At 69.0% G+C, this 20,103-nt stretch carries 18 protein-coding genes; 6 read left to right on the top strand and 12 right to left on the bottom strand.

All coding sequences use genetic code 11. The annotated features are described in order from the left end of the window. The first annotated feature begins 29 nt into the window (after positions 1-29). Positions 30-1,391 carry an MFS transporter gene (locus FJ887_RS02065; RefSeq protein WP_137825812.1) on the top strand — a complete coding sequence of 454 codons (1,362 nt, stop codon included), beginning with the start codon at positions 30-32 and terminating at the stop codon, positions 1,389-1,391. After that, positions 1,388-3,319 carry a bifunctional sugar phosphate isomerase/epimerase/4-hydroxyphenylpyruvate dioxygenase family protein gene (locus FJ887_RS02060; protein ID WP_137825813.1) on the top strand — a complete coding sequence of 644 codons (1,932 nt, stop codon included), beginning with the start codon at positions 1,388-1,390 and terminating at the stop codon, positions 3,317-3,319. The genes FJ887_RS02065 and FJ887_RS02060 overlap by 4 nt, the downstream gene beginning before the upstream one ends. 3 nt (positions 3,320-3,322) lie before the next feature. On the opposite strand, the gene FJ887_RS02055 is transcribed toward FJ887_RS02060, so the two are convergent. Continuing rightward, positions 3,323-4,168, bottom strand: coding sequence for a DUF8548 family protein (locus tag FJ887_RS02055; protein WP_140954830.1), 846 nt, complete (start codon positions 4,166-4,168; stop codon positions 3,323-3,325). Between the two features lie 242 nt (positions 4,169-4,410). Between FJ887_RS02055 and FJ887_RS02050 the strand changes: the two genes are divergently transcribed. Next, the gene (locus FJ887_RS02050; protein WP_137825815.1) at positions 4,411-4,728 is read left to right on the top strand and encodes an XRE family transcriptional regulator; all 318 of its coding nucleotides are present in this window, start codon (positions 4,411-4,413) and stop codon (positions 4,726-4,728) included. Between the two features lie 122 nt (positions 4,729-4,850). On the opposite strand, the gene gap is transcribed toward FJ887_RS02050, so the two are convergent. From gap to FJ887_RS02035, 3 genes are all read right to left on the bottom strand, one after another. Further along, positions 4,851-5,849 (bottom strand): type I glyceraldehyde-3-phosphate dehydrogenase, encoded by a 999-nt coding sequence (gap, locus tag FJ887_RS02045; RefSeq protein ID WP_137825816.1) that lies wholly within the window; start codon positions 5,847-5,849, stop codon positions 4,851-4,853. 169 nt (positions 5,850-6,018) lie between these two features. Further along, on the bottom strand, positions 6,019-7,050 hold the full coding sequence (locus FJ887_RS02040) for a GlxA family transcriptional regulator (protein ID WP_137825817.1): 1,032 nt from the start codon (positions 7,048-7,050) through the stop codon (positions 6,019-6,021). Between the two features lie 141 nt (positions 7,051-7,191). Further along, entirely contained in the window at positions 7,192-9,288 is a 2,097-nt protein-coding gene (locus FJ887_RS02035) for a serine hydrolase domain-containing protein (RefSeq protein WP_250786143.1), read from the bottom strand. Positions 9,289-9,483: 195 nt separating this feature from the next. On the opposite strand from FJ887_RS02035, the gene FJ887_RS02030 reads away from it, so the two are divergent. Both FJ887_RS02030 and FJ887_RS02025 read left to right on the top strand, forming a co-directional pair. After that, positions 9,484-9,747, top strand: a complete 264-nt coding sequence (locus tag FJ887_RS02030) for a hypothetical protein (protein WP_137825819.1) — start codon at positions 9,484-9,486, stop codon at positions 9,745-9,747. 14 nt (positions 9,748-9,761) lie between these two features. After that, positions 9,762-10,334 (top strand): SRPBCC family protein, encoded by a 573-nt coding sequence (locus tag FJ887_RS02025; protein ID WP_140954832.1) that lies wholly within the window; start codon positions 9,762-9,764, stop codon positions 10,332-10,334. A 32-nt stretch (positions 10,335-10,366) separates the two neighbouring features. On the opposite strand, the gene FJ887_RS02020 is transcribed toward FJ887_RS02025, so the two are convergent. After that, positions 10,367-11,914, bottom strand: a complete 1,548-nt coding sequence (locus FJ887_RS02020) for an outer membrane protein assembly factor BamB family protein (RefSeq protein WP_137825821.1) — start codon at positions 11,912-11,914, stop codon at positions 10,367-10,369. 64 nt (positions 11,915-11,978) lie between these two features. Here FJ887_RS02020 and FJ887_RS02015 point away from each other — a divergent pair, with 64 nt between their 5' ends. Continuing rightward, the gene (locus FJ887_RS02015; protein ID WP_137825822.1) at positions 11,979-12,611 is read left to right on the top strand and encodes a DJ-1/PfpI family protein; all 633 of its coding nucleotides are present in this window, start codon (positions 11,979-11,981) and stop codon (positions 12,609-12,611) included. Between the two features lie 31 nt (positions 12,612-12,642). On the opposite strand, the gene FJ887_RS02010 is transcribed toward FJ887_RS02015, so the two are convergent. The 7 genes from FJ887_RS02010 to FJ887_RS01980 form a co-directional block, all read right to left on the bottom strand. Further along, positions 12,643-13,263 carry a response regulator gene (locus FJ887_RS02010; RefSeq protein ID WP_137825823.1) on the bottom strand — a complete coding sequence of 207 codons (621 nt, stop codon included), beginning with the start codon at positions 13,261-13,263 and terminating at the stop codon, positions 12,643-12,645. After that, positions 13,260-14,456 (bottom strand): sensor histidine kinase, encoded by a 1,197-nt coding sequence (locus FJ887_RS02005; protein WP_249356792.1) that lies wholly within the window; start codon positions 14,454-14,456, stop codon positions 13,260-13,262. Before FJ887_RS02005 ends, FJ887_RS02010 begins: the two co-directional genes overlap by 4 nt. Before the next feature lie 34 nt (positions 14,457-14,490). Then, positions 14,491-16,728 (bottom strand): MMPL family transporter, encoded by a 2,238-nt coding sequence (locus FJ887_RS02000; RefSeq protein WP_137825824.1) that lies wholly within the window; start codon positions 16,726-16,728, stop codon positions 14,491-14,493. A gap of 96 nt (positions 16,729-16,824) precedes the next feature. Then, on the bottom strand, positions 16,825-17,391 hold the full coding sequence (locus tag FJ887_RS01995; RefSeq protein ID WP_137825825.1) for an isochorismatase family protein: 567 nt from the start codon (positions 17,389-17,391) through the stop codon (positions 16,825-16,827). Between the two features lie 106 nt (positions 17,392-17,497). Beyond that, complete coding sequence (locus tag FJ887_RS01990; RefSeq protein ID WP_249356793.1) at positions 17,498-18,145, bottom strand: GrpB family protein; 648 nt, start codon at positions 18,143-18,145, stop codon at positions 17,498-17,500. Further along, positions 18,142-18,639 (bottom strand): DoxX family protein, encoded by a 498-nt coding sequence (locus FJ887_RS01985; protein ID WP_137825826.1) that lies wholly within the window; start codon positions 18,637-18,639, stop codon positions 18,142-18,144. The genes FJ887_RS01990 and FJ887_RS01985 overlap by 4 nt, the downstream gene beginning before the upstream one ends. A gap of 68 nt (positions 18,640-18,707) precedes the next feature. After that, positions 18,708-20,015, bottom strand: a complete 1,308-nt coding sequence (locus FJ887_RS01980) for a CPBP family intramembrane glutamic endopeptidase (RefSeq protein ID WP_249356794.1) — start codon at positions 20,013-20,015, stop codon at positions 18,708-18,710. Positions 20,016-20,103: the final 88 nt, after the last annotated feature.

Here is a 20,103-nt window from a genome sequence, read left to right as displayed (position 1 = left end):
ATTGTGGCAATACAACAATGCGAGGAAGCATGGCACACGCGATCGACGAAGCTCGCCCGACAAAGACTCCATTGCGAGCGGCACTGTCCAGTTGGACTGGTTCAGCGCTCGAGTACTACGACTTCGCGGTCTACGGGACCGCGGCGGCCCTCGTCCTCAATGTCCTCTTCTTCCCCGAGTCGACCGAACCGGGAATCAGAATCCTCCTGGCCATGGCCACCGTCGGCGTCGCCTACGTCGTGCGCCCACTCGGCGCCCTCATCATGGGTCCGCTCGGCGACCGCTACGGACGCAAGTTCGTTCTCATGCTCACGCTGTTCATGATGGGAATCTCGACTTTCGTCGTCGGCTGTCTGCCGACCTATGACCAGGTCGGCATTCTCGCCCCCATCCTGCTCGTCCTCTGCCGCATCATTCAGGGACTGTCCGCGTCGGGCGAGCAGGCGAGCGCCATCTCCGTCTCCCTCGAACACGCGACAGAGGCCAAACGGTCGTGGACGACGGCATGGACACTGCATGGGACGCAGTTCGGCACTCTCCTCGCTACCGCGGTCTTCATTCCCTTCACCGCTCTCCTTCCCGACGACCAGCTCTTCAGCTGGGGATGGAGGGTGCCGTTCTGGTTGTCGGCTGTCGTCGTCCTCACTGCCTGGCTGATCCGCCGGGGCCTCGAGGAACCGCCTGCGTTCAAGGCGACACGGCCCAGCAGCCCTCCGCTGCGCGCGGTGTTCACGTGGCACAAAGCCGCAGTCCTGCGCGTCGCGGCGTGTGCGATGGTCAATACCGTGAATATGGTCTTCACTGTCTGGTCGCTGTCGTTCGCCACGTCGATCGTGGGACTTGAGCGCTCGACGATGCTCCTCGTGTCGGTGACGGCCAACGCGGTCGCGCTCCTGGCGATTCCCGTCGCGTCTGCCCTCGCCGATCGCGTCGGCCGCAAGCCTGTGTTCATCATCGGTGCGCTGTGCTCCGGGCTGATGATGTTCCCCTACCTCGGGGCCGTCTCAGCCGGCAACTGGACACTCATCTTCGTCACCGGCGCGCTCATGGCCGGAGGGTTCTACTCGATGGCCAACGGCATCTGGCCGTCGTTCTACGCGGAGATGTTCCCGACATCCGTCCGCGTCACCGGCCTCGCCCTCGGCACTCAGATCGGATTCGCTGTCTCGGGTGGCCTGGCACCGGCGCTGGCCTCGGCTGTCGCCGGCGCGTCGGGAGAGAACTGGGTGTCCGTCGCCGCAGTCACAGCCGGTGTGTGCCTTCTCGTCGCCCTGGTCGCGTTCACTGCCGGCGAGACCAAGAACCTCTCGCTGACCGACATCGATGAACTGCACGAAGCGCGGGCCGTGATCTCAGCAGAACCGCCGTTCCGGACGAAGGAGGAGAAGTGAGAACATCGATCGCCACCGTCTGTCTGTCCGGAACTCTCGAGGAGAAGCTCCGGGCTGCGAGTCGAGCAGGTTTCGACGGCGTGGAGATCTTCGAACAGGATCTCGTCGTCAGCCCCCTGTCACCGGAAGCGGTCCGGGAACTCGCCGGCGATCTCGGCATCTCCCTCGACCTCTACCAGCCCTTCCGAGACTTCGAAGGCGTCGACGAGGAGCAGTTCGCGGCCAATCTCGACCGGGCACACGCGAAGTTCACGCTCATGCGACGCTTGGGGATCGGCACCATGCTGCTGTGTTCGAACGTCGGCACAGCGACGATCTCAGACGACACCGTCGCAGCGGGGCATCTGCGCCGCCTCGGTGACCTCGCCGCGCAATTCGATATCGACGTCGCCTACGAAGCGCTTGCGTGGGGGCGATTCGTCTCCGAGTACGACCACGCCTGGCAGATCGTGGAGCGAACGGACCATCCCCACATCGGTACCTGCCTCGACAGCTTCCACATCCTCTCCCGTGGCACGGACCTCGATCTCATCTCGGAGATTCCCGGCGAGAAGATCTTCTTCCTGCAGCTTGCCGACGCCCCCGCACTCACCATGGACGTCCTCAGCTGGTCACGACATCACCGGGTGTTCCCCGGCGAAGGTGCCTGGAACCTCCCGGACTTCCTCGCTCGGGTGGTCGACAGCGGTTACCGCGGCCCGGTGTCGCTCGAGGTGTTCAATGATTCGTTCCGGCAATCCGATACCGACCGCACGGCCGTCGACGGTCTGCGCTCGCTGCGGTGGCTCGAAGCGACGACCGCGGACATCCGCGCCGCCACCTTCGCTCCAGCGCGTGGAGCCGAGACCGTCGAGGAGCAATACCGACCCAAGGATGCCGACTGCTCCCGGGACCGGAGACGGATCGAGCGGATTGACCTGCGCCAGCTGCCCGACGTCGCCGAGCCGCACGGAGTGGACTTCGCCGAGATCTCCACGACCGATCTCGGGGCGGTCGCCCGTCAGCTTCATCAGCTCGATTTCCGCTTCACCGGGTACCACCGAAGCAAACCGCACATCCAGCTGTGGCAGCGCGGGAGTGCGCGCATCATCGTCTCCGAGATCGACAGAAGCTCGACCGGTCAAGCGCCGACGTTCCTCCGCGGCATCGGCTTCTCCGTCAGTGATTCGGAAGCCGCCATGCACCGCGCCGCTCTCCTGCTCGCCGCCGAAGTGCCGAGGAAGCAGACGCACGATGACGCCGTCCTGCGCGGGGTTTACGCACCCGACGGGTCTGAGGTCTTCTTCCAGACCGACCGCGGACACACCCCTGGGTGGACTGCAGAGTTCGGCACCCTGCTCGACGACCGCCGATCCGCGATCGATCACATCAACCTCTCGCAGCCCGCACAGCACTTCGACGAGGCGGTCCTCTTCTATTCCTCACTCCTCGATCTCCGCGCCCAAACCGCTCAGGAGGTGCCGAGCCCCACCGGCCTGGTTCGCTCCCAGGTCATGTCGAGCGCTGACGGCTCAGTGCGCTTGCCGCTCAATGTGGCACCCCAGGCAACCACCGGATCGAAGCTCGGCGACCTCTCGCCGACCGTGACCGCCCAACACCCCGAACACATCGCGATCACCTGCGATGACATCTTCGATGCTGCCTCGACCGCGAGAGCACGCGGCCTGGACTTCCTCGTCATCCCTGACAACTACTATGACGACCTGGACGCACGCTTCGATCTGCCTGCGGACCTGCTCGCGCGTTTGCGCGACCATCACGTCCTCTACGATCGCGACGCACACGGCGAGTTTCTGCACTTCTACACGTCGACGACTGGCGCCGTGTTCTTCGAGATGGTGCAGCGAACAGGCGCGTACTCAGGGTTCGGTGCTCCGAATGCGCCTGTGCGCCTGGCGGCACAGCATCGTCTCAGTTCTCATTTCTGACCCTCACGCCTTCGCCTCGGCGAGCACCGCGTGCGGCTCGGTCACCGACACGATCCTCCGGTGCGCGACCTGCCAGATGAGCCGCCCGACCTCGCCGGTGCCGAGTCCGAGGTGCCCCGCCGCCTCGGCGATGAGCTCTCGCGCCACGTCGGGCTGCAGGGTCTCGCGGTTCGGAGATTCCGCGTCCACCGGGGAAGTGCCGCCATCGGGTGCCACAGAATCGCCGACGTCAGGAGGCACAGCGCCGCCACCGACACCGGAGGCCTCGAGATCGCCTACATCGGGCGCATCACCGTCAGCGACAACCTCGGTGAGGTGCCGGAGGACGGCGCGATCGGGTTGGAGATGATCGGACCCAGCCAGGGCGAGCAGGTGGAAGTACGTCACGGCCGAGCTCTGGCTCGGCAGGGTCCGCCACGCCCTGATGACGGCGTTGTCGGTCGGATCCGCGGCGACCGCGGAGAGCAGATCGGGGACCGTCTCGATGTCGAGGTCGGCCATGAGCCGGGTCGCCCGGTTGACGACCTCGGCCTTGAGCGGTGCCCCGGGGTGCGTATTCGCGGGTTTGAGATTGTGGGCAACGGTCTCCGCCCATGCGCGCGATCCGCCTGCGGCAGCGATCGAATAGCGCAGGGACTTCGCGCCGTCGACGCACCCGTGCCGGGCGACGTACCGGGCGATGATGTGCGCGACCGCCGTGGGATGGGACCCGGTCGCATAGATCGCGTCGATGAGACAGAGGGCGAGGCTGGCGGGATAGCCGATCGGCGGTCTCTCCCCCGGCACGGCATCGACCAGCCGTCGGCAGTGCTCGACCAGTCGGCGGACGCTGTCGGTCGTGATCTCCATTGGTCTGACCTTCCGTCAGGCACCGCGGGTGCGGTGCGTCGGTCCTGACCCCTGCGGTCAGGAAGGTGACGTCGACGGTAAGCGATGGCACTGACACGACATGATCCAGCATGATTCGAACGCCAGTGAGTGATGAATTCACTGGCGTATGATGCTTCTGCGCCTTCATGGCCTCGCGGACGGTCTCACCAGGGATGACAGTCGCCTTGGCAGTCGCCGCATCCGTCTGGCAGGGTTAGGGCATGAGCAGCGAAGAGATCATCATCGACGGCCCCCTCGCCCGCGCCGCGCGCATCCTCTGTCAGGTCTCGGCGACGGATGTGGCCGATCAGGCCGAGATCGAGAAGGCCGATCTCAAGGACTACGAGAAGTGCCGCGACGATCTCACCGCGGAACAGGAACGGCGACTCATCCTCGCCCTCGAGCACTACGGCGCGCGCTTCATCCCCGACGACAGCGACGGCGGCTACGGTGTGCGCCTGAAGTTCAACCGCCTCAAGGTCCGCGCCGTCGAGCGCTGGGAGAACGAAGGCGGAACCCCCGGCGCCGACGACGTCTGAGCCCGGAGACGAGCCCGGTCACCGCCGGCCCGACGGCAGACACAGACACAGACGGAGTGGGGCGCCCCTCGGAATCGAGGAGCGCCCCACTCTGCGCTGGTGACCTGGGCTGGTGACCTCAGTCAGCCGCGGCCGATGAACTCGAGGTTGTCGACGACGCGGTTGGAGAATCCCCACTCGTTGTCGTACCACGCGACGACCTTGACCTGGCGGCCGTTGTCGACGCGGGTGAGCTCGGCATCGAAGATCGACGACGCCGGCTGACCGACGATGTCGCTCGAGACGACGGGCTCGTCCTCGTAGTCGAGGATGCCGTTGAGCGGACCGTCGGCGGCGGCACGGTAGGCGGCGAGCACCTCGTCGCGCGTGACGTCCTTCGACACCGTCGCGTTGAGCTCGACGATCGAGCCGACGGGCACCGGCACGCGCATGGCGTCACCGCTGAGCTTCCCGTCGAGCTGCGGGAGGACGAGGCCGATCGCCTTCGCTGCGCCCGTCGAGGTCGGGATGATGTTCGCCGCAGCCGCCCGCGCCCGGCGCGGATCCTTGTGCGGGCCGTCCTGGAGCACCTGGTCACCGGTGTACGCGTGTACCGTCGTCATGAAGCCGTGCTCGATGCCGGCGAGGTCGTCGAGGACCTTCGCCAGCGGCGCCAGGGCGTTCGTCGTGCACGAGGCGTTCGAGATGATCGTGTGCTCGGGCGAGTAGGCCTCCGAGTTCACACCGTAGGCCAGGGTCACGTCGGCACCCTTCGACGGGGCGCTGACGAGGACCTTCTTCGCTCCGGCGTCGAGGTGCGCACGGGCCTTGTCCGCCTTCGTGAACCGACCGGTGGCTTCGAGGACGATGTCGATGTCGAGGTCGCCCCACGGCAGCTTGGTCGGGTCCTTCTCCGCGAAGACGCGGATCGAATGCCCGTTGACGACGATGCTGTCGCCGGAGACCTCGACGGTGCCGGGGAAGCGGCCAAGCGTGGTGTCGAACTTGAGCAGGCGGGCCAGCTCCTCGAGGTCACCGAGATCGTTGATCGCGACGACGTCGATCTCGCTGTTGCGCTCGCTGAGCGCGCGCAGCGTGGCGCGACCGATGCGACCGAATCCGTTGATGGCGATGCGAGTCAATGTCACTCCTTGGGAGGGTCTGATAACCGTTACACCACCATGATGGCGATTCCTCACGCGTCCCAACAGTGGCCAGAGCGACAGTCTACGAAAGGTTCTTGCCAGACTTATTGCCAGATACCGAAAGTATCCGGCCAGTGCGCGCGGCGCACCCAGGGCACCTCGTGCTTCACCCGGAGAACGTGTGCCGGTATTCGTTCGGGGAGATCGAGAGGATCCGCTGGAAGTGCATCCGGAGGTTGGCCCCGGTGCCCAGCCCCACCTGGTCGGCGATCTGCTCGATGCCGAGGTCGCTGTTCTCCAGCAGCTCACGGGCCAGGTCGACCCGCGCTCGGAGCACCCACTGCATCGGCGTGTACCCGGTGTCCTCGACGAATCGCCGGGAGAACGTGCGCACCGACACTCCGGCGTTCGCTGCGAGCTGGGCGAGCGTGAGCTCCTCTCCGATGTGCTGGAGCGCCCACTGCCGGGTGTCGGCGAAGACATCGCCGAGCGGTTCCGGAACGCTGCGCGGCACATACTGCGCCTGGCCGGCACTCCGGTACGCGGCCGCGACGAGCCGCCTGGCCACCTGGTTCGACAATCCGACTCCGTGATCACGTCGGATGAGGTGGAGGCACAGATCGATCGCCGAGGCGGCCCCCGCCGAGGTGAGCAGCTGCCCTTCGTCGATGAAGAGGACATTCTCGTCGACGTCGATCGTCGGGTACCGGCGGGCGAGCGCCTGGGCCGTCGACCAGTGCGTCGTCGCCCGCCGCCCGGAGAGCAGCCCGGTGCGAGCGAGGACGAAGGTGCCCGTCGACAGTGCGGCGATGCGGGCCCCGCGTTCGAACGCCGACAGGAGGGCACCGACGACGGCCGCGGGCGGTTCCCCGTCGACCACCGAGGCGGCGCCCGGGATGAGGATCGTGTCCGCCTCGGTGAGCGCGTCGAGCCCCCGATCGATCGCGTAGGCCAGACCATCGGCGCCGGTGACAGTGCCGTCGTCGACCCCGCACACGGTCACCGAGTACGGCCACTCCCCTGCCATGGTCGCCGCGTGACCGGTCGCCGTGGACGGAGTGTTCGACTCGGCACCGAAGACCTGCACGGGCACGCCGAGGTCCATCGCGGAGACCCCCTCGAGGGCGAGGATCGCGATCCGGTGGGGCGCGGCCGCACTGGGGCGGCGCTGAGGAGAAGAGAGGGCGTCGGCAGTCATCGTGTCCCCCAGTCTAGGCACGCGGGAGGCTTCGTATAGTCTCGCGCGGGAGCCGCCCGACTCCGCTCGGGATCCCTCCGGCCCCTGTCGGGTCGCGCCCGACTTCGCTCGGGTCCGGACGGCACTGCGCCGTGAGGGCTGTCAGTACGCGTAACCGCCGGGAATGATGCCCGGCACGGCGGCGACGCCGACGCCTCCGGCAGCGGCATTGCCGTTGCCGGCGAGCAGGCCCGCTGCCGTTCCCGCCGCGCCGTTGCCGGCAGGCGCACCCGAGGTCGCCGGGCCTGCCGGCCCGCCGGTTCCGGGCTTCGGAGTCCCCTCAGCAGTCCCAGGCGCAGCCGGGCGTGGGACCTCGGCGGCGTGGACCTCCGCGGCCGGTACCGCCGCACCACCCGGCACATCGGGATCGGCGCCCGGCACCGAGGTCGCCGGTGCGCCGGCGGGAGCACTGCCGGGAGCAGTCGGAGGCGTTGCGGGACCCGCCTCGGCGGCTGGTGCACCGACTGTGGCCCCACCGACCGCCGCACCGAACCCGTCGGTCAGCGGGCGGGTGTGGACGGGTTGGCCGGTCGCCGCGGTCGGCGTCGGCGGGACGACGTCGAGGGGCACCGCCTCGGTGATCGCCTCGAACATCGCCAAGGTTCCGTGCTGGGCGGCGAGGCTGACCGGTTCGGGGTCGTGGGCGAGCTTGACGCCCACGGTCTGCGTGGCCCGGTCGATGTAGAGCATCTGACCGTGGATGCCGATGCCGATGACGACGTCGCGGCTGGCCGAGGGAACCCAGAACTGGCTGCGATACATCCCGCCGGGGTAGGACTGGGCGGACGCGGAGTCCGCGAAGACCTGCGTCGAGTCAGGGCCGCCTGAGAAGATGTCGTCGATCCAGGCCTGCGAGACCACGCGCGTGCCGTCGACGGTGACCCCGCCGCGGGCGATCATCTCGCCGAAGCGTGCGAGGTCGCGCAGGGTCGTGCTGATCGCGCCGTCGGCGATCGACCCGCCCCAGCGGTCCTGGCAGACCTGGGCGGCGTGGGCCGCTCCGACGCGCGACCACACGAATTCGCTGGCCACGACGGCGAAGGGGCGGCCGACGACGTTCTCGCAGATCCAGGCGAGCACGTCGGTCTCACAGCTGCGGTAGACGAAGGACGAGCCGTGTTCGCGCTCCTTCGTCAGCCCGGTGAGGAAGGCCTTGATGCCGTTCGCCGAGGAGGGCGTCCGCGGCGCGAAATCGACGGCCTCGAACAGTGCGCGGATCTCCGAGCCCTTCGTCAGGTACTCCTCGGAGAACTTCACGCCCGAGCGCATGTCGAGGAGGTCGCGGACCGTGGCACSGGCGTAGCCGCTCTCGGACAGGGCGGGGATGTGGGTGGTGACGAGGTCGTCGACGCTGAGCAGGCCCGCGTCAGCGAGCGCGCCGACGACGATCGAGACGATCGACTTGGAGACGGAGAAGAGCATGTGGCGCCTTGCCGGCTTCATCGGCCACGCGTACTCCTCGGCGATGGCGACGCCGCCGCGGGTGACGAGCCAGGCGTCCGTGTACGTGCCCTCGAGGACGTCGCCGACGGTCGACCAGCCCTCATCGTCGGCTGCCGCCCACTTCTTCGCGTCGATGCTCAGCGACCGGAAGTCGTGCTCCTGGGTGACGTATTCGCGCACCGGCCCGATGCCGCGAGGGATCCCGGCGCTGGGAAAGATCTCCTCCATCCGGGTGAGCGCGAACGCGAAGTACTCCGGCCACTTCCAGGAGTCGAGGTCGATGCTCTCGAGGATCGCCTCGGAGGGATCGACGATCGCGTCCTCGCTCGCCGAGGTGAGCTCCCCGACGTGCGGCAGCGCCGGCCGATTCGGGCCCGCATCGTCATTGTCCGCGCCGGTGTCGTCCGGTGACTGGCCGCCTCCGGAGTCGGAATTGCCGGCGCCGGAGCCGCCGGTGCCAGAGCCGGAGCTGCTGTCCCCGTCGGCGCCGGAGCCGCCGCCCGATGATGCGGCACCGGTGCCGGTGGTACCACCGCCTGCATCACCGCCGCCGGGCGCCGCCGGACCCTCGCCGAGGCGGTCATCGCCTGTGCGCCGGGACTCTTGGGAATCGTTCGGGGAGTCGGTTCCGTCGGCGCTGTCGGCAGCGCTGTCCCTGTCCGTGTCGATCCCCTTGGTGTTGCCGGACAGAGCCCCGATGCGACGGGTTGCGGGATTATGAGTCAGGCTGTGGAGCACCTTCTTCATATCCGCCATCTCTGCCTCCGTCAGTCGTCTTGTGCACGGTTGAGCCTACCTGTCGCACATGGACGACAACAGTCTTTCCGGTGTCCAGGTGCGCTCATCCGCGCCCCGCCTCGGCGCCTGTACCCCTGTCACCAGGCGGGACTCAGTCTGTGGTTACTCTGCAGTTATTCAACTTACAACCATCGGCCATCCGGTGTTCAAGTCATGGTCGTTCAGGTCATGGTCGTCGGGGTCACGGTCGTCCAGGTCACGGCCGTCCAAGTCACGGTCGTTCAGGCCACGGTCGTTCAGGTCACGGTCGTCCGCATTCGCGTCCCGACCGGCATGGCCGACCACACCGGCGAGTCGAACCGCACCGGGAGCGCAGCCCGCGAGTCGGACCGCACCGGCAGCGCGGGCGCTGAGGCTCCGCACCGGGCGCACGCATCCGCTAGTCTCATGGGCAGAAGGAAGTCGACGATGACGTGAGGAGCTCACCGCACATGCCGCTCAGAGAACTCAGCGCCGACAGTTCAGCCGACACCCTCACCATCGCCTGGGAGCTGCCCGCGTCACCGGAGACGGTGTGGGCGCACCTGCAGAACATCGAGACGATGAGCGAATGGCTCGGCCGTCCCCTGACCTTCGACAGCCGCGTCGGCGGCGAGATCATCATCGACCACGACGACAGCTATCTCTGCCGCTCCGAGGTCCTCGCCGTCGACGGTCACAGCGCCGAGCTGACGTGGTCGTTTCCCGACGAGCCGACGAGCCGCGTCGCGGTCTCCGTGACGGCCGAACTGCCTCCGACCGACCGCGGCCGCGCTCCGCGGGATGCCGAGGCGAGCACCGCCGAGGTAGGCGCCGCCGAGGCAAACACTTCCGCCGCGGACGCGCCATCGGTGCTCGTGCTGCGCCATGCCGGACTCGGCGATCTCATCGACTCCTACCGCACCGGATGGATCGCCCATCTCTCCTTCTTCGAGGCGTCCCTGGCCGGCACTCCCCTGCCGTCGTCGCAGTTCTGGCCGCTGTGCGCGACCGTCGATCGCCTCCTCGAGCGCGGGGACGGCTGAGCGCCACCGGTTCGACCGCCTCGGCGGGATTCCTACCGGTCGACGACGGCCCACATCGTCGTCGACCGGTCACCGCTGACCAGGGCGAACCGTGAACCCGACGTCAAGGTCGCGAATTCGGGCGCCGGGTGCTCGGACATCGTCCTGCCCGTCGCGGCATCATAGAAGCTCGTCGTCTGCGCATCCGTGACGACGACGAGTCCGAGCTCGGGAAGCACGCCCTGACCGCCCCACGTGGGGCCGGAGTCGACAGTCTCCGCAGTCGCGGACACGGGGGCACGGGGCGCCGCGGCACCCGCTGTCCACGCCGTCTCTCCGGTCGCCGCGTCGAGGGCCAAGACGCTCGTGTCGAGTCCAGGCACGACGACGAGCGCCCGCTCACCGGCGTCGACGGGCACCGACTGCGGTGCGCCGGGCAGTCCGACGACGTCGAGCGCGGTCTCCGGCGCATCGGCGAACCACCCCTGCGGTCCGCCCTCCGAACCCTGGTACTTGATCGCCGAGGCGAAGAGCTCGGTCTCCACGCACGTCGGCTGGCCGGCGGCGGTGAACCGGAGATCGGCCGCGCAGACGGGATCGGTCGTGTCGGTCTTCGCCGCCGCCGCGGCGCCCTCGCCGACCTGGAGCACGGTGCCGTCGGTGGGTTCGAGCCCCTCGGACACCGTGAGATCAGCGGCGCGCGTGATCATCGAGCTGAAGGGATCGTCGGGGTCCTCGGCGCCGTAGACGTAGATGAGCGCCTCCGGGTCGGAGGTCGGGTAGACGTCGTAGGAGTCCGCGCCGGAGTCGTCGAACTTCCGCAATTGGTCGAGGGACACCGTGGCGTTGGCTCCGGTGCTCAGGTCGATCCGCGAGAGCACCGAGTCCTCCCCGTCGGCGCTGGCCGATGCCTGCCCGTCGGCGAACGAGAGGTACCCGACGGTGCGATCGGGTGAGATGTTGACCTCGATGCCTCCGAACATCCGGGCCTTGGGTCCCGTCGACAGCGCCGGCCACGCCTCCTTTCCCGTGGTCGGGTCGAGTGCGATGACCGCGACGCTGCCGTCCTCGCTCGTCGGTGTGCACCCGGGTTCGTCAGCGACGCCGAGGTAGGTGAGGAGCAGGAGGTCACCCTCGCCGAGGTGGGGGCTGACTCCCGTGGTCTGGGAGCCGAACGACTCGGGACGGTGGCAGGACCGGGCATCTCCGGGGATCGCATACGACCACTGCTCACTGCCGTCGGCCCATGCGTAGGCAGTCGTCGTCCCCGTGTAGTCGTGGACGATGACGGAGTCGCCGGCCGAGTACGCCTCGGCGCCCCCGCGTTCGTCGTCGATGACGGCGTCCATGCTCCACAGCTCGGTGCCCTGCGCATCGATGGCCCTCAGCTTCTGCGCGGTCCAGTCGGTGACGAGTGCCCGACCGACTCCATCGTCGACGACGAGCGCGGCCGGGTAGTCGAGCTCGATCGGCTCGGCGAGTTCAGGTGTGGTCGTCGGCGTCGGCGCGGGATCGGCACTCGGTCGGCCCGGGGTGCAGCCGGCGAGCAGCAGCGCCACGGCGACGAGGGCGAGGACGGGGCGGCGCGTCGGTGAGGTCATGGACAGATCATAGGTCACCTGTAGTCTCGCCATTCGTGTCACCCCTCGCCGCTACGATGGGCCCATGAGCACCGAGGCACCGACATCGCGCAGCGTGGGCATCCTCCTCTTCGACGGCTTCGAACTCCTCGACGTCTTCGGTCCCGTCGAACTGTTCAGCGTGCTGCCCGAGGACTACCGGATCACGTACATCGCCCCCGAGGTCGGGCCGGTCCGCAGCAGTCAGGGCGCCGAGGTGGTCGCCACTCAGTCGCTGTCCGCGGCGCCCTCACCCGACATCGTCCTCGTTCCAGGCGGGAACGGCACCCGGCGGCTCGTCACCGATCCCGAGTTCCTCGCCCGCCTGTCCAAGTGGGCTCGCGCCTCACCGCTGGTCACCTCGGTGTGCACCGGGTCCGCTGTGCTCGCCGCCGCCGGTCTCCTCGACGGGTATCGGGCGACGTCGAACAAGGTGGCCTTCGCGTGGGCGTCATCGCAGGGCGAGGACGTCACCTGGGTGCCGCACGCCCGCTGGGTCGAGGACCGTGACCGCTGGACGTCGTCGGGGGTGGCGGCGGGCATGGACATGACGGCTGCCCTCATCGCGCAGCTCTCCGGCGCCGAGGCGGCTGCCGAGGCCGCCCGGTACGTCGAGCTCGAGGTCCACTCCGACCCGGACTGGGATCCCTTCGCCGAGCACTACGGTCTTGGGCGGTAGGAGACACCGCCCGTCGAGGCGGCGCAGGGCGCTAGACGAGCCCTGAGTCCTCGGCGACGCGGATCGCCCGCGCCCGGGAGTCGACGCCGAGCTTGGCGAAGACGTTGACGAGGTGGCTCTTCACGGTCGCCTCGGTGACGAAGAGCTCCTGTGCGATCTGCGCGTTCGACGCCCCCGTCGCCAGAAGCTTGACGACTTCGAGTTCGCGCCGGGTCAGCTGGGGTCCCGGATTGCGCATCTGTGCGATCGCCTTCGCACTGATCTCCGGCGGCAGGTACGTCTGCCCCTGGGCCGCCTGCTCGATCGCGACGGTGATCTGCGCCGGTTCGATGTCCTTGAGGAGGTACCCGGCGGCACCGGCGCGCAGCGCGGCGACGATCTCCGCGTCATGGTCGAAGGTCGTGAGGATGAGCACGGCCGGCGGGTGCGGCAGGGCCCGCAGCTGCGTCGTCACGGCGATTCCGTCGACGCCGTCTCCCAACCGCAGATCGCAGACGACGACGTCCGGGGCGCTGCTCGCGGCGAGGGCGAGCGCCTCGGCGCCGTTCCCGGCCTCCCCGACGACCTCGATGTGCTCGGGGGCGTCGATGACCGCGCGCAGGCCGGCACGCACGACCGGATGGTCGTCGACGAGGATCACGCGGATCGTCATCGGCTCACCCCTCTCAGCGGCACGGTCGCCGAGATCGCGAACCCGGCACCGGGACTCGTCTCGATGACGAGGTCCCCACCGAGTTCGCGCATCCGCGCGGCGATGAAGTCGAGCCCGAACCCCGACTCCGAGCCTCGGGTGCGCGAATCACCGGCGTCGACCCCGACCCCGTTGTCGACGATGTCCATGCGGATCGTGCCCTCGGAGTCGATGAGGCTGACATTGACCCGCGACGCCTGCGCGTGCTGACGGACGTTGGCGAGAGCAGACTGGGCGGTGCGCAGCAGCGCCACCTCCACCTCGGCGGGCAGCGCGGTGATCGTCTCGTCGACTGCGAGCCCGGTCGTCATCGCGGTCTCCTCCTCGAGCCGGGTGAGCAGGCGGCGCAGCGCCGCCGGCAGGGCCCCGTCCTCGAGTTCGGCCGGAGTGAGCTCGGCGATGATCCGCCGGATGTCCCGCGATCCCTCCGCCGCAAGATCCTCGACCTGTCGCAGCACCTGCCGCGCGTGCGGATCGGTCGTCCGCTCCGCCTCGGCGTGGGCGATGAGCCGGATCGAGGAGATCTCCTGCGCCACGGTGTCATGGACGTCGCGCGAGATCCGGGTGCGCTCCCGCAGCTCACCGGCGTGACGCTGGGTGAGGGCGAGTTCGTCCTGGAGGTCGACGAGGCTGCGGTGGGCGGCCTCGAGTGAGCGGATGAGCTCCTCCCGGCGCCGTCCCTCCCGCAGCAGTTCGATGTACCCGCGGGACAAGCCGAGGGCGAACACCGCCCCGATGAGGGAGCCGATGACGCTCGCGGTGCCCACCGTACCGTGGTGGAGCAGGGGCGCGGCGATCGTCGCGAGGTAGGTCAGCGCGGTGAAGACCACGGCGAGGCGCAGTGAGAAGAGGTGCCCGGCGAGCAGCCAGAGGAGGAAGGCGACCCAGATGAACTCGGCGGAGACGATGAGCGCGACGAGCCAGATCGCGGCGAGGACGAGCAGCCACCACCGCGCGAGCACGACCGCCTCGCTGCGCGCCGCCCGCACCGCCCCGAGGACGTACCACGCGAGGAAGACGAGGCTGACGGCGATGACCGCGGCCACCGGAGCACCGACGACGGCCGCGCGGACGGCCGAGATCACAGTGAGGACGAGGGCGATCGCGTGCTGACCGATCTCCATCGTCCGCACGGTCCATCCGTGTGAGCTCACACCGCCCCCTTCCCTCTCCCCGTCAGGATAGCCGTCACCGGGCATCGACGACCTCGACCCGGGGCTCCTCGACCGCGACCGAACCCCCACGTGACCGCGCGGGGGCCGCGGACTCCGCGACCGCCTCGGCGCGGGCGATCTTGCGATTCGGCCACCAGATCCGGCTGCCGGCCAGCCCGAAGATCGCGGGCACGATGATCGTGCGCACAACCACGGTGTCGACGAGGACCCCGACGCCGACGATGAGCCCGAGCTGCCCGAGCACCATGAGCGGCAGCATGCCGAGAGCCGCGAACACCCCGGCCAGGACGATGCCCGCACTCGTGATGACCCCGCCGGTGTGGGCGACGGCGGCGATGATGCCCCGGCGCGCACCGTGGACCTCGGATTCCTTCTTCGCCCGGTGGGAGAGGAAGATCGAGTAGTCGATGCCGAGGGCGACGAGGAAGAGGAACGCGAGGATCGGCACCTGTGCGTCGATCGCCGCCTGCCCGAAGATCACCCGGCTCAGGGCCGCGCCGAGACCGATCGCCGCGGCAGTCGAAGCGATGTTGACGACGAGGAGGGTGAGGGCGACGAGCGGCGCCCGGAGCACCCCGAGGAGGATGACGACGCTGATGAGAAGGATGAGCGGGACGACCGTGCGGAAGTCCTGGGCGTTGCCGTCCCGGGCGTCGAGTTCCGTGGCGGCGGCACCGCCCACCTCGGCGTCGGCTCCGGCGATCGCGTGGACGTCGGCGCGGATCGTCTCGACGAGGTCGAGACCGGCGGGGCTGTCGGGGGCGTATTCGCCGGTGACCATGATCTTCGCCGTCGGCTCGCCGTCGATCGTCGTCTCCGCGACGGGCACGGCGCGCACGACTCCGTCGATCCCGCTGACGGAGTCGACGACGTCGGCGGCGCGGTCGGCGTCGGCGACGACCCAGATCGGCTGGGACTCCCCGGGCGGGAAGTGCTCCCCCAGCACCGAGAGGCCCTGTGCCGACTCCGACTGGACCCGGAACTTCTCCTCCTGGTCGAGACCCACCGTTGTGCCGAGCAGTCCGGTCGCCATGATCGCGAGCACGGCGATGCCGGCGCCGAGGTGGCGGCCGGGCCGGCGCACGACCCACGTGGCGATCCGACGCCAGAGCGACGGTCGCGCCGAGGCGGTCGTTCGGGCGGTGGCGGTCGCCTCGATGGGGGTGGAGGCGGCGGCCGCCTCGGTGGGGGTGGCACCGGTGGCGCTGCCGTCGACCGTGGGCACGAACGGCCAGAACACCCGTGTGCCGCAGATCGCGAGCACCGGGGGCAGGGCGATGAGCACGGCGGCTGCGGCGATGAGGAGACCGGCGGCTGCGGTGATGCCGAGCCCGCGGGTGCCGGGGATGACGGCGAAGACGAGGCTGAGCAGGGAGAGGACGACGGTGAGGTTCGAGGCGAGGATCGTGCCGACGGTGTGCCGCCAAGCCGCGGCGAGCGCGACCCGGTGGTCGGCGACGAGGGCGAGCTCCTCGCGGTACCGGGAGATGAGGAGGAGCGCGTAGTTGGCGCCGGCACCGAAGACGAGGACGCTGATGATGCCGGCATCGAACTGGAGGTCGAAGGCATCGCCGAGCGCCGCGGTCACCGTCGAGGCGAGCCCGTCGGCGGTGCCGATGACGACGAGCGGAAGCAGCCAGAGGATCGGTGAGCGGTAGGTGATGATGAGGAGGAGGGCGACGATGACGACCGTGACGATGAGCAGCGTGAAGTCGGCCCCGTTGAACGCCGAGGCGATGTCGGCCCCGATCGCCGGGCCGCCGGTGACGAGGAGGGAGACACCGGAGGCTTCGAGCTGCTGGGCCCCGGCGTCGCCGGCGATCGTCGCCCGCAGTGCGTCGACGGTGTCGGCGGTCTCCGAGTTCGTCAGGCCCACGGTGATGGGCACCATGAGCAGTGTCGCCTCCCCGTCGTCGCTCGTCACCGGACCGCTGACCTCGGCGTCCGGCTGACTGAGGCGACCGCCCAAGTCCGTCAGGTCCGACTCGTCGGCGGTGCTCAGGGCCTGCCCGTCGGTGCGGGAGGCGACGACCATGACGGTCTGCTCATCGGCGTCGGGGAACTTCGCGAGGGTGTCGGCGACCTGACTCGACTCCGAATCCGGTGGGGCCGACTCCATGGGGCGGTCCTCCCCGGACCCGGAGAGGAGTCCGAAGAGGAGGGTGACGAGGACGAGGACGGCGCCGAGGACGATCCACGCGCCGCGTTTCGACACGAGGGCGGTGCCGATGGCTGCAAGGGAATTCTTCATGCCTCCAGCACATCAATTTCCCTGGCCGGGCACATCGGAAGAGAGTTGAGACTTCGTCTGCAACTTTCGATGGGGAGAGGAGCGTGGGCCGGCGGTTCAGTCGAGGGTCGCGCCGGCGGCCTTCATCTCCGCGAGCGCGGCCGCACTCGACTCGGTGCCGACACCGGCGATGAGGTCATCGAGCACGCGGACGCGCAGTCCCGCGGCGAGTCCGTCGAGGACCGTGGCGCGCACGCAGTGATCGGTGGCGATGCCGACGACGTCGACCTCGGCGACATCGAGGCTGGTGAGAAGCTCGCCGAGGCTGTCCCCGGTCTCCGTCGTCCCCTCGAATGCGGAATAGGCGGGCACACCCTGGCCCTTGCGGACGGCGTGGGTGACCGCGCTCGTGTCGAGGAGAGGATCGAACTCGGCACCGGTGGTGCCGGCCACGCAGTGGACGGGCCAGGAGTCGACGAAATCGGGAGCAGCGGCGAAGTGGCCGCCGTTGTCGCCGTCGCCGTCATGCCAGTCCCGGGAGGCGACGATCGCGTCGTAGTCCCCGGCATGCGCGCCCAGGTAGTCGGAGATTCCGGACGCGACGGCGTCCCCGCCGGTCACCGCGAGCGCTCCGCCCTCGGTGAAGTCGTTCTGCACGTCGACGATGAGAAGTGCCTTCGCCATGCTTCGAGCATAGGCGCTCTGCGTGAGAATGCCAGGGGTCGGCTCGGATCGAGGTCTCTCGCGCGGTTCGACGGACTCGTGTCCGGGCCGGGCGCGGGCTGGAGTCTCAAGTGAGGCCCGCGGCGGCGAACGCACGGGCGTAGATGTCGCGGATGACCGCCTGCTTGCGGGCGTTGTAGTCCATCATCGTCTCCCCCGCTGCGTTCGCCTCGGCGGCGGCACCGCGCTTGGCCTCGGCATAGCGCTGCCGGTCGGCGGCATCGCGGGTGAGGTGATCCCGGAAGATCCGGTGCCGGGCGAACTCCGGGCAGTGCGGACCGAAGACATGGAGGTTCGAGTGCGGCAAACGCAGTGTGCCGTCGGCGTCCTCGTGGCGGAAGACTCGGTGCTCGTACCAGGCCGGCTCGCGGACGGTCAAGTCGTAGCCGACGGCGGCGAGCGCCGGGCGGTAGGCGTCCTCGTCGCTCGGGTCGGCGACGAGGACGTCGATGTCGATGACCGGCTTCGCCGCGAGCCCCGGCACCGAGGTCGACCCGACGTGCTGGAGCGCGAGCCCCGTGTCCCCCAGGGCGCCTCTGATCATCGCGGCCAGACGCGCGAAGTCATCAGCCCAGGCCTCGTCGTGGTCGACGATGGCGATGTCGGCCCGCCGGCCCGGCTTCATCCACAGCTGCGGGTCCTCGATGTCGTCGAAGGTGACGACCGCAGCGGGTGAGACGAAGGTCGGATCGGAGTCGGGGCGCTCCGCGGTCACTTCTGCTTCAGCGCCTCTTTGGCCTCACGGTAGCCGCGCTTCTCACCCTTGCGACCGGCCTTGTCGGCGGCCCTCTCGATCGCCTTGTGCGGGTCGTCGGCACCGACGATGAGCATGAGGCCGCCGAGGGCGGCGAGGTTCTTCGCGAACTGCATCTTCTGCGCGGTCGCCTGGGGTTCGTCCTCCTCCCAGAAAGCGTGCCCGGCGATCGTCGTCGGGATGAGGGAGCCGGCGAGGGCGAGCGCGGACAGGCGCGGTTTGATGCCGAGCAGCAGGGTCGTGCCGGCGGCGAGTTGGATGCCGCCGTTGATGCGCACGAGGAGTTCGTTGTCCTCAGGCAGGGCGGGAACGTACTCGCGGATCTTATCGAGCGTCGGTGCGGCCATCTCGACGCGGCCTCCCGGATTCGTCAGCGCGGAGTATCCGCCGATGATGAAGATCGGTGCGGTAGCCATGCGTCCCACGGTGCGCAGCAGCGATGATCCAAGTGCCATGGGCTTCTTCCTCTCGTCAGCGGTTTTCGGATTCCGAGCCTATAGGAACCCCGGCCCCCGCTCAACGCTTACCGCATCTGGGAGCCTCGAGGGTCGGCCGCCTCGGCGACCTGGGACTTCACGGGATCATTCCGGCGAGGCGGCTTGATGCCGGGGAACCGCGACTCACGGAACTGCCCGGTGGCAAGCAGGACGATGATGACGACGGCGATGAAAATCCACCCGGCGACCCCGAGGGTCGTGACGAGCGCCGGGTCGGGGGTCGGTGAGCTCGCGTCGATGACGAGACCCAGCAGCATTCCCGCCGAGGCGTTGAGGGCGGCGTGGGCGGTGACCGCGGGCCATACGGATCCTGTGCGCAGCCTCAGCCAACCGAGCAGGATGCCGACCATGACGCACCCGCCGACCATGAGTGCCAGGCCGAGGAGGTCGGGCCGGGCGAAGTTGTAGCCGAGCAGGATGAGCGGGGCGTGCCACAGCCCCCACACGACGCCGATGATGATCAGCGCCGGCCAGGTGCCGAGCGGGCGGAGGCTCGTGATGAGCCAGCCGCGCCAGCCCACCTCCTCTCCGAAGGCGAAGAGCACGTTCGCGCCGGTGTTGACGACGATGAGGAGGAGGTAGACGGCCACGGAGGCGACGATCGGCAGCGTGCTGATCCCCGGAATCGCCTGCTGCGCCAGCCGGTAGCCCGAGAGCCCGAGCAGGTCGATGTCCATCCAGCCGAATGCCGCGGCGACGAGGTAGCCGGCCATGACGATCGCGTAGATGCCGATCACGGCGAGACCGCTCATGCCGAGGACTCGACCGACCGGGTAGAGCGGCCAGAGACCGAGATAGCGCGGGATGCTCGCCAGGCGGCCGGCTCCGACCGCGGAGGTGTCGGGGTCCGTGGCTTCGGAATCCGTGCCGGCGGGCGCCGCGGGGTGAGAGCCGGTTGGTGCCTCGGGGCGGGCGCCGGTGGGTGCCTCGGGGTGGGGTTCAGTGTGGAGATTGGGTTCGGTCTTGGGGCGAACCCGGGTCTTGGGGTGACGCCTGCGCTGGACGATCAGTGCGGCGATGGTGGCGAGCAACGGCGTGAACATCATCGCCATCCCACACAGCTGCACAAGGACTGGATCGCTCAGCCCCTTGCCGGAGAGCCACAGCGGCAGGCAGGCCACCCAGGCCAGACTGCCCGCGACGAGGACGAAGACTCCGACGGCCGGCCACGGGACGCGTGCGGGCACGATGTCGAGCGGACGCCTCCGGTCGTCGAACCGGCGCTCAGCGTCGTGCGTGCGCCCGTTCTCGTCCGTGGGAGCGTCGTCGTCCGTGCGCCAGTTCTCGCCAGGCCTCGTGGCCGATGACTCGTGATGCTCGATCGCTCGACCCATGATCTCCTCCGCTCCGGTGCTCTCAGTGCCGGTTCTCACCGCTCCGGCGCTCCGGTGTTCTCCGTGCAGTGCCGGCCTTCCGTGCTCG

Source organism: Brevibacterium sp. XM4083, from assembly GCF_006489205.2.
Taxonomy (GTDB): Bacteria; Actinomycetota; Actinomycetes; order Actinomycetales; family Brevibacteriaceae; genus Brevibacterium.
The sequence above is the reverse complement of the archived record's forward strand: the minus strand, read 5'-3'. Positions and strand labels throughout refer to the sequence as shown.

Excerpts from the sequence above, each read along its gene's own strand:
- FJ887_RS02015 (WP_137825822.1), top strand. The coding sequence starts at position 11,979 with ATGAGCACCGAGGCACCGACATCGCGCAGCGTGGGCATCCTCCTCTTC.
- FJ887_RS01995 (WP_137825825.1), bottom strand. The coding sequence starts at position 17,391 with ATGGCGAAGGCACTTCTCATCGTCGACGTGCAGAACGACTTCACCGAG.
- FJ887_RS02010 (WP_137825823.1), bottom strand. The coding sequence starts at position 13,263 with ATGACGATCCGCGTGATCCTCGTCGACGACCATCCGGTCGTGCGTGCC.
- FJ887_RS02055 (WP_140954830.1), bottom strand. The coding sequence starts at position 4,168 with ATGGAGATCACGACCGACAGCGTCCGCCGACTGGTCGAGCACTGCCGA.
- FJ887_RS02025 (WP_140954832.1), top strand. The coding sequence starts at position 9,762 with ATGCCGCTCAGAGAACTCAGCGCCGACAGTTCAGCCGACACCCTCACC.
- FJ887_RS01985 (WP_137825826.1), bottom strand. The coding sequence starts at position 18,639 with ATGGCACTTGGATCATCGCTGCTGCGCACCGTGGGACGCATGGCTACC.
- FJ887_RS02000 (WP_137825824.1), bottom strand. The coding sequence starts at position 16,728 with ATGAAGAATTCCCTTGCAGCCATCGGCACCGCCCTCGTGTCGAAACGC.
- FJ887_RS02040 (WP_137825817.1), bottom strand. The coding sequence starts at position 7,050 with ATGACTGCCGACGCCCTCTCTTCTCCTCAGCGCCGCCCCAGTGCGGCC.
- FJ887_RS02065 (WP_137825812.1), top strand. The coding sequence starts at position 30 with ATGGCACACGCGATCGACGAAGCTCGCCCGACAAAGACTCCATTGCGA.
- FJ887_RS02050 (WP_137825815.1), top strand. The coding sequence starts at position 4,411 with ATGAGCAGCGAAGAGATCATCATCGACGGCCCCCTCGCCCGCGCCGCG.
- FJ887_RS02020 (WP_137825821.1), bottom strand. The coding sequence starts at position 11,914 with ATGACCTCACCGACGCGCCGCCCCGTCCTCGCCCTCGTCGCCGTGGCG.
- FJ887_RS02030 (WP_137825819.1), top strand. The coding sequence starts at position 9,484 with ATGGTCGTTCAGGTCATGGTCGTCGGGGTCACGGTCGTCCAGGTCACG.
- FJ887_RS01980 (WP_249356794.1), bottom strand. The coding sequence starts at position 20,015 with ATGGGTCGAGCGATCGAGCATCACGAGTCATCGGCCACGAGGCCTGGC.